We start from the raw sequence: 14,485 nt of genomic DNA on the forward strand, positions 1-14,485 counted from the left end.
CGCTGGTTTGAAGCGGCTCCACGGGAACCTTCCTTAACCCTTTGCTAACCATACACCGGGCAAATTTTGCCGAGTGAAGTCGAGTGTCGTCGGCAACTGAAACGGGGAGCTCCCGTGGACGCCAGCGCGGTGCCTCATCTTCGGTCCGGCGGCCCGCAAGCCGCCGCACACATCTTTGGGGCGCGGGCGCGCCAGGCGCGGGAAGGCGTGGCGACGATGGTCGATCTAACGGCAGGACAAGGCACGACCGCAACGGGCAACGGCCTCAGCATCAAGGATATTGGCGACCTGCTCAGGCGTGGCGACATCGCGCTGGCGATCGGCATCCTGACGATCCTGGTGGTGCTGATCCTGCCGCTGCCTCCCGTCGTTCTCGACATGCTGCTGGCGGTTTCGATCATTCTGTCGATCCTGATCCTGATGACGTCGCTGTTCATCCAGGCGCCGCTGGAATTCTCGTCTTTTCCCACCGTGCTGCTGATCTCGACCATGCTGCGGCTGGCGCTGAACCTGGCGTCCACCCGGCTGATCCTGGCGCACGGCCACGAAGGCACCGCCGCCGCCGGACATGTCATCGAGGCGTTCGGCAATTTCGTGATGGGCGGCAATTTCATCATCGGCCTGATCGTCTTCATCATCCTGGTAATCGTCAACTTCGTGGTCATCACCAAGGGTTCGGGGCGTATCGCCGAAGTCGCGGCCCGCTTCCATCTCGACTCGATGCCCGGCAAGCAGATGGCGATCGATGCCGATCTCTCCGCGGGCCTGATCGACGAGAAGACCGCCAAGACCCGCCGCAAGGAGCTGGAGGACGAGAGCGGCTTCTTCGGCGCGATGGACGGTGCATCGAAGTTCGTGCGCGGTGACGCCATCGCCGGCCTGCTGGTGGTGTTCATCAACGTCATCGGCGGCATGATCATTGGCATTGCCCAGCAGAACATGAGCTTCGCCGATGCCGCGCGCACGTATACGCTGCTGACCGTCGGCGACGGCCTCGTCACGCAAATCCCCGCGCTGATCGTCTCCACCGCGGCGGGCCTGCTCGTCTCCAAGGCCGGCATCACCGGCGCCGCGGACAAGGCGCTGATCGGTCAGCTCTCGGGCTATCCGCGCGCGCTCGGCATGTCGGCCGGCGTAATGCTGATCCTCGCCGCCCTGCCCGGCATTCCGATGCTGCCGTTCCTGCTGCTCGGCGGCGGTGCCGGCTATCTCGCCTGGACTTCGAACAAGCGCAACGCCGCCAAGGCCGTGGCCGAAGCGAAAGCGGCCGCCGCAGCGCCGGCCGCAGCCGCGGCAGCCGCCCAGGCCGCGGCTGAAGAGCCGATCGCCGCAGCGCTGAAGATCGACGATCTGAAGATCGAGCTCGGTTACGCGCTTCTGCCGCTCGTCAACGCTCCGGACGGCACCGATCGCCTGACCGAGCAGATCAAGGCGCTGCGCCGCTCGCTCGCGATGGAGATGGGGTTCGTGATGCCATCGGTGCGCATCCTCGACAACGTCCAACTCGAGGCGAACACGTACATCATCAAGATCAAGGAGGTCGATGCTGGCCAAGGCCGCATTTGGCCCGCCAACTATATGGTGATGGATCCGGCCGGTGGTCAGGTCAGCGTCCCCGGCATCCACACCACCGAGCCGACCTTCGGCCTGCCCGCCACTTGGGTCGACGCCGCGCTGAAGGAGGAGGCCTCGCTCAAGGGCTACACCGTCGTCGATGCCGCGACCGTGCTGTCGACGCATCTCACCGAGCTTCTGAAGAACAACGTCGCCGACCTGCTCTCCTACGGCGAGGTGCAGAAGCTGCTCAAGGAGCTACCGAAAGAGCAGGCCGAACTCGTCAAGGATATCGTGCCGACCCAGATCACCGTCTCGGGCATCCAGCGCGTCCTGCAGCTGCTGCTCGCCGAGCGCATCTCGATCCGCGATCTCTCCACCATCCTGGAAGGCATCGCCGACGCCGTGGCCTTCTCGCGGAACCCGGCTACGATCGTCGAACATGTCCGCGCCCGTCTTGCCCGGCAGATCTGCGCCCAGCACACCTCGATGAACGGCTACCTGCCGCTGATCGCCCTGTCGGCCAAGTGGGAACAGGCTTTCGCTGAATCGATCATCGGCACCGGCGACGAGCGCAGCCTCGCGATGCAACCCTCGAAACTGTCCGAGTTCATCACCCTCGTGCGCGACCGGTTCGAGCAGGCGGCGCGGGAGGGCGAGGCGCCGGTTCTGGTGACCTCAGCCGCGATCCGCCCGTTTGTCCGATCACTCGTGGAGCGGTTCCGCGCTCAAACATCCGTGATGTCACAGTCCGAAATCCACCCACGCGCGCGTCTAAAGACGGTCGGGAGCGTTTAATCAATGAGCCGCAAGCAGCGTCTGGTTATGGGAATCGTCCTCGTCCTTCTCGCCGTCGTGCTCTATTGGGCGAGACGCTAAGCTGTTCAATTCATTTGCCTTTTTCCGACGAAAACGTTGCTAAAAAGTCACATGCAAATGACGATCAGCCAAATTCACGAAAGATCACGAGCTTGTGAGCTCCCCTTTGGAACCGAAAAGCCGCTCCTAAGTTCTGCTAACACAGGCGTTGAACCTGCTGGATGCTGCACCGACCAAACACCAACGCAGCGTCAAGCAGCGGAGGCTCGGATGAACCACTCGTTCTACAGCGCAGATCGGGCGACCCACCTGAAGATCGTGGTGGTTGCTCTCGTTGCCGCGACCGCAATCGCAGGCGTCGGGATTACCGCGCGCATCAACGGCGGTGACACCTACGCGCAGACCGACCGCATTCAGGTCATCAAGGCCGGCAAGCCGGTGATGGTGACAAAGACAGACCAGTCAGTTGTTCGCTGATTGAGGAGATACGAATTCAGGAATTCCCGAGGCATCCGCCCCCAACAGTTGCCTCGGGTGGTTAGGCGCCCCCACGCCTAGAAAGTAAGTAGACGACCCCCAAGTGACTCTACGGAAAACGCCCCCGCCCCCAGGGGCGTTTTCTTTTTGTGGGCATGCGATCGCGGATGCAATCAAAGCAACGGCCGGTCGAGCGTTGCATCCATCGCGGGGCTCCCCAGGCCGCATGCGGTGCGGAGCCTTGAGCGCCCATCCGCCGCGTGACACGCTGACGGCCCGTTTCGCACGTCATCGGAGTTCACGCGCTCATGTCATCTGAATTCGTTCGTTACACCGTCACCGATGCCATCGCCGAAGTGACCCTCGACCGCGCGCCGGTCAATGCGCTGAACATGCCGCTGATCGACGAGCTGCTGGCCGCTCTGGAGCAGGCGAAGAACGACACGTCCGTTCGTGCCGTGATCATTTCCAGCGCGCACAAGGTCTTTTGCGCCGGCCTCGATCTCGACATCACGCGGGGCAAGCGCGGCGTTGAAGCCAAGGCGTTTCTCGAACGGCTCTATTTCGCGCTCAACGATGTGCAGTATCGGCTCGGCAAGCCGAGCATCGCCGCGATCGATGGCCCTGTGCGGGCGGGCGGCATGACCATCGCGATCTCCTGCGACATGATCGTGGCCGGCGACGCCTCGACCTTTGGTTATCCCGAGATCGATGTCGGCCTCATTCCGGCGCTGCACTTCGTGCAGCTCACGCGCCTGGTCGGCAAGCATCAAGCATTCGGTCCGCTGTTCCTCGGCGATCCCTTCGATGCAGCCGCCGCGTTTCGCATGGGCCTGGTCAGCGAGGTCGTGCCAAAGGGCAGCGCACTGGAGAAAGCGCGGGCCATCGCCCGGCGCTTTGCCGAGAAGTCACCGATTGTCATGAAGATTGGACGCGACGCCTTCATGCGCGCGGTGGATGCCGACTACCGCCGCGCCATCGAACACACGGCCGACAGCTTCGCCCTCATCACCACGACGCAGGACAGCCAGGAAGGGCTCAATGCCTTCGTCGAGAAGCGCAAGCCCAGCTATCGCGGCGTTTAACGCGATTTCGCCGGCGCCGGAACCGATGCGGCAGGCACGATCTCGAGCGGCTTGCCCGCATAGATCGGCGCAACAGTCGGCGCGCCACTCGGCGAGCCGCCCTCCTGCTCGACCGTCACTGCGTAGATGGCCGAGCGGATCGTATTGTTGTCGAACGATGCAAGGTCGGACTTCGTCGTGAAATCGGTGGCGCCGATCACGCCGAGCGAGCGGGGCTGCGTGAAGCGGTCCGACACCATCCACAATTCGTAGCTCCGGCCCGGCGGTGCATCCGGACCAGCCTTGCGCACCGTGAACGCCTTCGTGTTCGTATCGATGGTCATGACGAAGGCCGGCGAACCGCCGTCACGCTGCAACACGGCCGCGTATTGAGCCGGCGCAGGCGCCTGGACGGTCTCCACCTTGCCCTTCGGCTGCAACGCCGCGGGCAGGATGTCCGGCCGAGAGGCTTGCACGGCAATGAACGCCGCCAGACATGCCGCGAGCGCAGAGGCCGCGTAAGCGAACGTCCGCCAGCCCCGAACGTTGTCGGCGGCGGGTGCTGGCGTCGCGTTGTCCGGCGCGATGTCTTGCACCACCGGCGCGGGAGGAGCAGCCGCCGGCGTCGTGATCTCCGGCAGGCGCATGGCTGCGGCCGGTGCAATCGCTGCAACCGCTGTTCTGATGCGGACCCAGACCTCATCGGCGGGCTCCACCACACCGACCATCGCATGCAGCTCGCCGAGCCGCCGCTCCCACTGCTCCACCAGCGCCTTGAATTCAGGATCGACGCCCATCATGGTCTCGACCTGAGACCGCTCCTCGCCGTCCAACGTGCCAAGGACGTACTCGGCCGCCATTGCGATATGGTCTTCGTCGTAGCTCATCAGGTCAGCCCCAGACACTCGCGAATCTCCAACAGGCTCCTCCGCAGCCACGTCTTCACCGTATTGACGGGGGTGTCGAACTTCTCTGCCAGCTGCTCGCGGCTCCAGCCGTTGTAATAGGCCAGCAGCACCAACCGCTGCCGCTCAGGCTCCAACTTGCCCACGCAGCCGAGCAACCGTTTCAACTCGTCGGTCATTTCGCGGCGCGCCAGCGGATCCGGCGTATCGGATGCCACCTCCATGGCCTCCGGCTCCTCCTCGAGCGAGGCCTCGCTCCGCTTGCGCATCAGATCGATCGCCCGATTGCGCGCGATCGACACCATCCAGGTGATTGGAGACGAAACGCTCGGATCGAACTGCCCGGCATTGCTCCAAATCTTGATGTAACATTCCTGGATCACTTCTTCGGCGAGATCCTGTCTGCGCAAGATACGCAGCACCACGCCGTAAAGTTTCGCTCGCGTTGCGGCGTAGAGACGCTCGAATGCAACCTCGTCACCCTTCGCCACGGCGGCGATCAGCCAGACCAATTCGGCCGACGTCAGCATTGCCAGACTACCACCCCTTCGCCCACGGTCGCCTGACCGCCAGCCCTGTACCATTTCGAGCCTTGGAAGACCCGGCCCCAATTGAGCCCTGTTTTGAGCTTCGCCTCAAGGCTATCCACGCGAAAACTTTGGATTTTCCGCAGCATACCGCGCCACCACGCCGAGTCCATCGCCAGAAACAATGAGCCCGGGCTTTTTGGCCCGGGCTGTGTCCGACTTGAAACGGTGGAAATCGGCAGATCAGGCCAGGGCCGTCATCCGCGACCGCATCAGACCGATATTGTCCATCTCTGCCTGCTCGCGGGCGCTCTCCTCGGCCCGCTCGCGCGCCTGATCGCGCTCGTCCAGCAGCTCCACCTTCTTCAATTCCTCGAAGGCTTCGCCGAGTTGTGCCTTGGCATCTTCCAACTGGACCTTCAGCTCCTCGGCCGACCGCGACAGGTTTTCCCGACGCTGGATCGCGGCCTTGGCATAAGTCGGATAGGCGAAATGCGAGGGATCGCTGATGCCGGCGCGCTCCTGCTCGATCTGGATTTCGCGCTCGAGCTCGGCGGTCATGCGCTGGAAATCGGCGATCATCCCTTCGATCTGGGCAACCCGCCGACGCTTCTCATCGACCTGAAACTTCTTCAGACGGATCAACGTCTCTCTTGACTTCATCGACTCTTACTCCCCCGAAGTCCCCTCGAAGAACGGGACTGCGCCAGCGCCCCGAGCAAGGCCCCGCCAGCACGACTTAACCATGGCGGAGGATGATGGCCCGACAAAGTTAGCGTTCCGTTTCCAAATCACCGAGGATTTGAGCAAGCCGCTGATAACCCTCCATTAACCCCGATGCCTCGCCCTTGCCCTGACGCAGGAAGTCCTCCAGCGGCTTATGCAGGCTGATTGCTTCGTCCACCTCCGCGCTGGAGCCTGCCCGGTAGGCGCCAAGCCGGATCAACTCCTCCATGTCGGCATAAGTCGCCATGATCTGTCGCGCTCGGGTGATCAGCGGCAGGTAATCCGGGTGCGCCGAGCGCGGCATGGTGCGCGAGACCGACTTCAACACATTGATCGCCGGGTAACGACCGCGCTCCGCGATCGACCGCTGCATGACGATATGGCCGTCGAGGATACCGCGCACGGCGTCGGCCACCGGTTCGTTATGATCATCGCCGTCGACCAGCACGGTGAAGATGCCCGTAATCGTCCCTTCGTCCACGCCGGGACCAGCGCGCTCCAACAGCTTCGGCAGTTCGGTGAAAACCGTAGGCGTATAGCCTTTCGCAGTCGGCGGCTCGCCGGCCGATAAGCCGATTTCACGCTGCGCCATCGCAAACCGCGTCACCGAATCCATCAGGCACAGCACATCCTTGCCTTCATCACGAAAGTATTCAGCGATCGCGAGCGTCAGATAAGCGGCCTGCCGCCGCATCAAGGCCGGCTCGTCCGAGGTCGCCACCACCACGACCGAGCGCGCGAGGCCCTCTTCGCCAAGGTCGTCCTGCAGGAATTCCTGCACCTCACGACCGCGCTCGCCGACCAGGCCGATCACCGATACGTCGGCATCGACGTTGCGCGCCAGCATCGACAGCAGCACCGACTTGCCGACGCCGGAACCGGCGAAGATGCCGAGCCGCTGCCCGCGGCAGCAGGTCAGGAAGGTGTTGATGGTGCGGACGCCGAGATCCAGCGGTTCACCCACACGCCTGCGGGCATGGGCGGGCGGCGGCGAATTGCGGCATGGAACCGGACTTGCCCCGGCCGGCAGCGGGCCCTTGCCGTCAATCGGCTCCCCCATCGCGTTGACCACCCGGCCGAGCCAGGCGGCTGACGGTCTGACCAGAGCGGCAGCATTGGCAATGACGGCGCGGCAGCCGCGCCGTACTCCGTCCAGGCCGCCGAAGGGCATCAGCACGGCGTTGGCGCCGGCAAACCCGATCACTTCGCAGGGAATGGAACGGCTGGGGCTGGTTTCGATCACCACCCGCGCGCCGACCGACATCGCATGGATCGGCCCTGCGACCTCGACCATCAGGCCGCGCACGCCAACGACGCGGCCATAGATGTCCACGGCGTCGATGTCAGCGATCTGCTCGGCGAGCGCCTTCATTGCGAAAACCTTAAATCTCCGCGAATTGCGGCCAACCCCTTAACTTTAACTTCGTGTTTACCCGCATCGTTAATCATTGCGTCACTGTCTTTGATGACTGAAGACCTGCGCTTTCAGAACAAAGGTGCGAGTCGTACGAGTCGGTTGAGATCGACTCTTAAAGTGGAGTCTGAACGCGAGCGGATAAGAAAAACTGGTTTACCGCAATATCTTAGTGCGATTCGACAAAAATTACACTGAAGACTCTTGCGGATCAGAATCAGGATTTGTTAACCATCTCGGGTCAGGGTCCGAATCAGTTGTTGAAGGCGTTATTCCACGGCGCTGCGTTAGCGCGCCGACCTGACGCCCGGAGCGGCGGATAGAGGGGACTGGCATGCGCGTTTTGCTGATTGAAGATGATAGCGCGACCGCGCAGTCGATTGAGCTGATGCTCAAATCGGAAAGCTTCAACGTCTACACGACGGACCTGGGCGAAGAAGGCGTCGATCTCGGGAAACTGTACGATTACGACATCATCCTTCTCGACCTGAACCTGCCGGACATGTCCGGTTACGACGTGCTCAAGCAACTGCGCGTCTCCAAGATCAAGACTCCCATTCTGATCCTCTCCGGCCTCGCCGGCATCGAGGACAAGGTCAAGGGCCTCGGCGTCGGCGCCGACGACTACATGACCAAGCCCTTCCACAAGGACGAGCTGGTCGCCCGCATCCACGCGATCGTGCGCCGTTCCAAGGGACACGCCCAGTCGGTCATCCAGACCGGCGACCTCGTCGTCAACCTCGACACCAAGACGGTGGAAGTCGGCGGCCAGCGCGTGCACCTGACCGGCAAGGAATATCAGATGCTGGAGCTGCTCTCGCTTCGCAAGGGAACCACCCTCACCAAGGAGATGTTCCTCAATCATCTCTACGGCGGCATGGACGAGCCCGAACTCAAGATCATCGACGTGTTTATCTGCAAGCTGCGCAAGAAGCTGGCGAATGCCTCCGAAGGCCGCAACTTCATCGAGACCGTCTGGGGCCGCGGCTACGTGCTGCGCGAGCCGCACGACGAGGAAGAGCGCATTCCCGCCTGATCAGCTTTGTTGGGACACTCTCCCAGATTGGAACCCCGCCGCGAACGGCGGGGNTTTTGTTTTGAAGCGTCGGCCTTCGACGCCGCATCGTCACACGCGCGCTCCTCCTCTGACAAGCAGCGGCAACGCGTTCAGCGGACCGCCTGGATCGTCCGCGCGCCTAAGGCAGGCACGATCGACGGCGACGCGGTCGCTGGCGTCGGATGATAGAGACCGCGCCGTTCCGGATACGGATTGAACCCGGCGTTCAATCCGACCACGGTTTCAGCAGCGCCCAGCAACAGGAAGCCATCCGTCTCGATCACCTTGGCGAGGCGATTGAAGACATTCACCTTAGTCTCCTGATCGAAATAGATCAGGACGTTGCGGCAGAAGATCACATCGAAGACGCCGAGCTTGGAGAAATCATGCAGCAGGTTGAGCTGCCTGAACTGCACCATCGCGCGGATTTCGGGCGAGATCTGCCACATCTCGTTGACCTGGGTGAAGTGCTTGACCAGCATCTGGATCGGCAGACCGCGCTGCACCTCGAACTGGCTGAAGATGCCGGCCTTGGATTTCTCCAACACCTCCTGCGACAGGTCCGTGGCGACGATCTCGACGCGCCAGCCGTTCAATGAAGCGCCCATCTCCTTCAGCATCATTGCCAGCGAATAAGGCTCCTGCCCGGTGGAACTGGCAGCGCACCAGATGCGAATGCTCCGGCGGTTCTTCCGGGCGCTCAGCAACGTCGGCATGATGGTGTCGCGGAAATGATCGAACGGCACCTTATCGCGGAAGAAGAACGTCTCGTTCGTGGTCATCGCTTCGACGACGGCAACGATCAGCGCCTCGTCGCCGAACCGCATCTTCTGCACAAGCTCGCTGAGGCCGCCCAGATTGCAACGGCGCGCCAGCGGAATCAGGCGGCTCTCGACCAGGTACTGCTTGTCCGCGGACAGAACCAGCCCCGACCGTTCCTTCAGGAGTTTCTGCAGGTACTCGTATTCGGACGCGATCACCGCCGGTCTCCTGCAAACAAACGCACGAGCTTTGGACCAATCTGAGCCAAGGGCAGGATCGCCGCGCAAATCCCCGCATGCGCAGCGGCCCCGGGCATCCCCCACACCACGCTCGTCGCCTCATCCTGCGCTATGACGTTGCCGCCGGCGGCCACGACATCCTTGCCGCCGCGCATGCCGTCGGCCCCCATGCCGGTCAGCACGGTGGCGATCACGCCGTTCTGCCAGACGCCGACGGCGGACTGAAACAAGGGATCAACCGCGGGCTTGCAGAAATTCACCTGCGGTCCGTCGTCGAGCACGATCACGATCTCGGTCCCGCGCCGCGCGACCAGCATATGCTTGCCGCCAGGCGCCACATAGATGCGACCGGCCCTCACCGCCTCGCCGTCAACTGCCTCCTGTGCGGGACGTTTGCTGGCCCGCGTCAGGTGCTCCGCAAGGATCGTCGTAAAGGTCGGCGGCATATGCTGGGTGATCAACACCGGGAAGCGATCGATCACCGGACCAATCTCGGCGACCAACGTCATCAGCGCCTGCGGCCCGCCCGTGGACGATCCGATCGTCAAGACCCTCGGCACCGCCGCCGTGAACGGGCGCAGCCTCAACGGCGCGGCGACAGCATGCTGCAGGGCTTTCGGCAGCGCGTTCGACGCCGGTGCCGGCACCGGGCTCTGGGCCGGAACCAGAGACGGGCTCTGCACCGGGCTCCGCATGCCAATGCGTCGCGCACCCAGATGGCGAATTTTTTGAATCAGGTCGCGCCGGAAGGTCTCGGCGGCGGCCACTTCGCGGGCGCTCTCCGGCTTCGGAATGTAATCGGCGGCGCCGAGCGACAGCGCCCTGAAGCTGATCTCGGCGTTGCGGCGGGTCAGCGTCGAGGCCATGACGACGACCAGATCGCGTTTCTTGGCAAGCAGCAATGGCAGCGCCGAAATGCCGTCGAGATCCGGCATCTCGATATCGAGTACGGCGACATGCGGATCGAACCGCTCGACATGATCGACTGCCTCGCGCCCGGTGCGCAAAGATGCCACAACCGTCATATCCGTCTCGGCTTCGATCCAACGCGAGATCAAGCCGCGAATGACGGCCGAATCGTCGACCACCATCACGCGAAGCGCCTGACTTCGGCTTTCGACGGTACTGCCCGGCGTTACAAACGTCGCACTCATCACCACCCAACTCTACAGACGTCACGCCGAGCCGACGGGGCCCAAGAAGGCCGCCGTTAGATCAATCCAACTTCGTGAAACTTGGCCGTCACGATATCCTTGTCGAACGGCTTCATGATGTATTCGTTCGCCCCGGCATGGAGCGCCCGTGCAATATGCGCGACATCGTTCTCGGTCGTGCAGAACACCACCTTCGGCTTATCGCCGCCCGGCATCTGCCGCAGATTGCGCAGAAAATCGTATCCGTCCATCACCGGCATATTCCAGTCGAGCAGGACGGCATCCGGCAGAGCTTGGCGGCAAACGTCGAGCGCCTTTTCGCCATTCTCAGCCTCGGTGATCTGGAAATCCAAGCCTTCGAGAATCCGGCGGGCAACCTTCCTGATCACACTCGAGTCATCGACAATCAGACATGTCTTCATCGCACTGCCTCACTTCTCCCAGCGCCCTCCGGCCCCGCCCGAGCACTCGCGCTCAGCTCATTGCGCGCCCGGCTTCGGTCATGCCGCCATCGCGTCGGACGGCATGTCGAGAATTCTGTCCACGTCCAGGACCACCATCAGGTGACCATCCAGCCGGTGCACGCCCGAGCTCATCTTGGCCATGCGCGGGTCCATGTTGACGGGATTCACCTCGCAACCGCCATCCGCGAGCTTGAGCACCTCGCCGATGGTATCGATCAGCAGGCCGTAGGATTCGCCGCGCATATCGACGCCAACCGCCATCGACGATGCGCCATCGTCGCGCTTGGGCAGACCGAGCCGCGCCCGCATGTCGATCGCCGTGACGATGCGTCCGCGCAGATTGAGCACCCCCGCCACATCCGCCGATGCGAGCGGCACACGCGTCAGGCGCTCCGGCATGAACACGTCCTGGACGCGCGCGATCGGCAGCCCAAACAGCTGGCCACCGATCATCGCGGTCACGTATTCGGTGATGGCAGCCGGGCCCGCGTTATCTTTTGCAGTCATCGTTCAGTCCTTATGCGGCGCGATGAAGTTCTGTGGTCTGCTCTTTCAGCGCGGCGATCAGACCCGGCCGGTCGAACTTCGCGACGTAATCGTGGAATCCGGCCTGCCGGCCCCGCTCGATGGCCGCCGGCGAAATCACCGACGACAGCGCGATGATCGGCATCTGCCCGAGACGCTGGTCGGCCCGGATCGCTTCGGCAAATTCGTAGCCATTCATATCCGGCATCTCGATATCCGTCAGCACCGCGTCGAACGGCTGGCCTGCACGCAGCACGCCAAGGCCTTCCCGACCGTTGGTCGCGAGTGAAACGCGATAGCCTGCCGCCTTCAGAACCGGCGCCAGCATGTTGCGGAAGAAGGCTGAATCGTCGACCAGCAGCACGGAATGCCCATGCGCGGACGCCCGCATCTCCTTGCGGCTGAACCAATCGGCAAACGCCATCGGCAGGAAATGGCCGACGTCGATCACCTCGGTCGCCTGCCCCTTGATGACCGCGGACCCCAGAATGCCGTCCCGGCCACTGGCGACCTCGATATTGAGGCGCTCTTCGACGATATCGACGATCTCATCGACCACCAACCCCATCGAGCGGCCGTCATCCGCAAACACCAGAATCGGCTGCGCGCCTTCCTTGCGAACGCTGACGCCATCCATCTCGACCAGCGGCATCAGTTGATCGCGGTACTGTACCATGTAGCGGCCGTTCGAAAGCTCGATCTTGGCAACCTCGATCTCCTCGAGACGCGTAATCAGCGCCAGCGGCACAGCCTTCGGCTGCATCGAACCGGCACGGAATACAAGCAGTGAGGTCATCTGCTCGCCCGCGCTGCCGCGCGCCGCCTCCTGCTCCTCCGCCATGTCGCGCGTTGCGGCTGCGACCGAAGTCCCGATCGACTGCACGATGCCGTTCGGATCGATGATCATGATCACCGAGCCGTCGCCAAGAATGGTATTGCCGGAGAACATGGTGATGTGGCGCAGCTTGCTCGACATCGGCTTGACCACGATTTCTTCCGTATGGAAGACGCCATCGACCACGATGCCAAAGGTCTGCCCGCCAACCTGGGTCACGACGATGAAGCCGTTCTCGTGATCGATCTCAGCACCGTCGTCGATCTTGAGCAGCCTCTTCAAATGGATGAGCGGCAGCAGTTTGTTACGCAGGCGCAGAACCGGCGTATCCTTGATGCGCTCGATGCGATACTCGGAATTCGCACGCGCGCGCACCAACTCCACCACCGAAAGCTGCGGAATCGCGAAACGGTCGCCCGCTGCCTCGACGATCAACGCCGAGACGATAGCGAGCGTCAGCGGGATCTTGATGATGAAGCTCGAGCCCTCGCCCGGCACCGACTTCACTTCGATGGTGCCGCCGATCTGATCGATGTTGGTGCGCACCACGTCCATGCCGACGCCGCGGCCGGAGACATTCGTCACCTTCGCCGCGGTCGAGAAGCCCGGCGCAAAGATGAACTTGTGGATCTGCGCCTCGGTCATCTTCTCCAGTTCGGCTTCGGTGACGATGCCGTTGGCGAGCGCCTTGGCCTTGATCGCATCGGTATTCAAGCCGCGGCCATCGTCGGCGATGCAGATGATGATGTGGCCGCCTTCATGATACGCCGACAGACGGATCGTACCCTGCTCCGGCTTGCCGGCGCTCGCGCGCGCCGTCGGCATCTCGAGACCGTGATCGGCCGAGTTGCGCACCATGTGCGTCAGCGGATCCTTGATCAGATCGAGCACCTGGCGGTCGAGCTCGGTGTCGGCACCATGCATTTCGAGTTCGATCTGCTTGCCAAGCTCGGTGGAGAGATCGCGCACGATGCGCGGCAGCTTCTGCCAAGCATTGCCGATCGGCTGCATGCGCGTCTTCATCACGCCTTCCTGCAGCTCCGCGGTGACGTTCGACAGCCGCTGCAGCGGCACCTTGAACTCCGAATCCTCGTGGCGACGGACGATTTCAAGCAGCTGGTTACGCGTCAGCACCAGCTCCGACACCATCGTCATGAGATGTTCGAGCGTATCGACGTTGACGCGAATTGATTGATTGGCGATTTTGTCGGCATCGCTCTGCGGCGCATCCATCTCGACGACGGATTTCCTGGCGGCCGGCTTCGCAACGGCTTGCGGCGTTTCGGCTTGGGGGGCGACCGGCGCAAGCGGAATAATTTCTGCTTCGGTCTCGCGAAAGGCCCGCTCAAGTTCGTCGAGCGAGACTTCGCCCGGCCGAAGCGGCCGTTCCAGTGTCTGCGAGACCAGCGTGCCCTGGGTCACGGCCGCAACCGCAGCCGGCGCGGGCGCCGCATCGCTCTGCTCCACCATACGCTCGAGTTCGTCGATCAGGTCGCGGTCGGCGCCCTCGGGCTCCGCTTCGGTCTGCTCGAGTTGCGCCAGGATGTCCTTCAGCCGATCGATCGTCGACAGGATCAGGGTCACCGCCTCGCCGGTCACGGCCTTGCCGTCCCGGAATTTCCCCATCAGCGTTTCAGCGGCGTGCGCCAAAGCTTCGAGGCGCGGCAGGCCGAGGAAGCCACAGGTCCCCTTGATGGTGTGAACAAGGCGGAAGATGTTATCGAGAATTTTCGCGTTGTTGGGGTCTTGCTCGAATTTGACCAGTTGAACGTCAACAAGATCGAGACTTTCGGTGGTCTCGGTGAGAAATTCACGAAGAAGATCATCCATGAAACACTGGCCCCAGAAACGCGAACGCAGCCGCTAACGCGGCCTTCAACAGTTGGCCAGTGTGTGGGCAAAGCCTTTATTTTTGGTTGAGTTGATCGATCCTTAATCGCGAAAATGACGCGCGATCAAGCCG

The 14,485-nt window shown here is 62.6% G+C and carries 13 protein-coding genes; 4 read left to right on the forward strand and 9 right to left on the reverse strand.

The window, feature by feature from the left end; translation table 11 throughout:
• The first annotated feature begins 114 nt into the window (after positions 1 to 114).
• The 3 genes from flhA to X566_RS03115 all read left to right on the forward strand — a co-directional run bounded on the left by flhA (position 115) and on the right by X566_RS03115 (position 3,935).
• Positions 115 to 2,352, forward strand: coding sequence for a flagellar biosynthesis protein FlhA (flhA, locus tag X566_RS03105; RefSeq protein ID WP_152539784.1), 2,238 nt, complete (start codon positions 115 to 117; stop codon positions 2,350 to 2,352).
• Between the two features lie 291 nt (positions 2,353 to 2,643).
• On the forward strand, positions 2,644 to 2,850 hold the full coding sequence (locus X566_RS03110; protein WP_034463352.1) for a hypothetical protein: 207 nt from the start codon (positions 2,644 to 2,646) through the stop codon (positions 2,848 to 2,850).
• Between the two features lie 308 nt (positions 2,851 to 3,158).
• Entirely contained in the window at positions 3,159 to 3,935 is a 777-nt protein-coding gene (locus X566_RS03115; RefSeq protein ID WP_034463353.1) for an enoyl-CoA hydratase/isomerase family protein, read from the forward strand.
• Here X566_RS03115 and X566_RS03120 read toward each other — a convergent pair.
• The 4 genes from X566_RS03120 to fliI form a co-directional block, all read right to left on the reverse strand.
• Positions 3,932 to 4,819 (reverse strand): anti-sigma factor domain-containing protein, encoded by an 888-nt coding sequence (locus X566_RS03120; protein WP_343213031.1) that lies wholly within the window; start codon positions 4,817 to 4,819, stop codon positions 3,932 to 3,934. The two genes, X566_RS03115 and X566_RS03120, sit on opposite strands and share 4 nt — an antisense overlap.
• Entirely contained in the window at positions 4,801 to 5,349 is a 549-nt protein-coding gene (locus tag X566_RS03125) for a sigma-70 family RNA polymerase sigma factor (RefSeq protein WP_034463359.1), read from the reverse strand. Before X566_RS03125 ends, X566_RS03120 begins: the two co-directional genes overlap by 19 nt.
• A gap of 240 nt (positions 5,350 to 5,589) precedes the next feature.
• On the reverse strand, positions 5,590 to 6,009 hold the full coding sequence (fliJ, locus tag X566_RS03130) for a flagellar export protein FliJ (protein WP_034463363.1): 420 nt from the start codon (positions 6,007 to 6,009) through the stop codon (positions 5,590 to 5,592).
• A 109-nt stretch (positions 6,010 to 6,118) separates the two neighbouring features.
• Entirely contained in the window at positions 6,119 to 7,444 is a 1,326-nt protein-coding gene (fliI, locus tag X566_RS03135; RefSeq protein WP_034463366.1) for a flagellar protein export ATPase FliI, read from the reverse strand.
• 376 nt (positions 7,445 to 7,820) lie between these two features.
• Here fliI and ctrA point away from each other — a divergent pair, with 376 nt between their 5' ends.
• Positions 7,821 to 8,522, forward strand: coding sequence for a response regulator transcription factor CtrA (gene ctrA, locus X566_RS03140; RefSeq protein WP_034463369.1), 702 nt, complete (start codon positions 7,821 to 7,823; stop codon positions 8,520 to 8,522).
• Between the two features lie 131 nt (positions 8,523 to 8,653).
• Here ctrA and X566_RS03145 read toward each other — a convergent pair whose 3' ends face one another.
• The 5 genes from X566_RS03145 to X566_RS03165 form a co-directional block, all read right to left on the reverse strand.
• Positions 8,654 to 9,523 (reverse strand): protein-glutamate O-methyltransferase CheR, encoded by an 870-nt coding sequence (locus X566_RS03145; RefSeq protein ID WP_034463371.1) that lies wholly within the window; start codon positions 9,521 to 9,523, stop codon positions 8,654 to 8,656.
• The gene (locus X566_RS03150) at positions 9,520 to 10,698 is read right to left on the reverse strand and encodes a chemotaxis response regulator protein-glutamate methylesterase (protein WP_034463380.1); all 1,179 of its coding nucleotides are present in this window, start codon (positions 10,696 to 10,698) and stop codon (positions 9,520 to 9,522) included. Before X566_RS03150 ends, X566_RS03145 begins: the two co-directional genes overlap by 4 nt.
• Before the next feature lie 56 nt (positions 10,699 to 10,754).
• Complete coding sequence (locus X566_RS03155; RefSeq protein WP_034463388.1) at positions 10,755 to 11,120, reverse strand: PleD family two-component system response regulator; 366 nt, start codon at positions 11,118 to 11,120, stop codon at positions 10,755 to 10,757.
• Positions 11,121 to 11,198: 78 nt separating this feature from the next.
• A complete protein-coding gene (locus tag X566_RS03160) occupies positions 11,199 to 11,669 on the reverse strand; it encodes a chemotaxis protein CheW (RefSeq protein WP_034463393.1) in 471 nt (156 codons plus the stop codon).
• Between the two features lie 10 nt (positions 11,670 to 11,679).
• Positions 11,680 to 14,352 carry a hybrid sensor histidine kinase/response regulator gene (locus X566_RS03165; protein ID WP_034463395.1) on the reverse strand — a complete coding sequence of 891 codons (2,673 nt, stop codon included), beginning with the start codon at positions 14,350 to 14,352 and terminating at the stop codon, positions 11,680 to 11,682.
• Positions 14,353 to 14,485 lie beyond the last annotated feature (133 nt).

Origin of the sequence: Afipia sp. P52-10 (assembly GCF_000516555.1) — a bacterium.
Lineage (GTDB): Bacteria > Pseudomonadota > Alphaproteobacteria > Rhizobiales > Xanthobacteraceae > P52-10.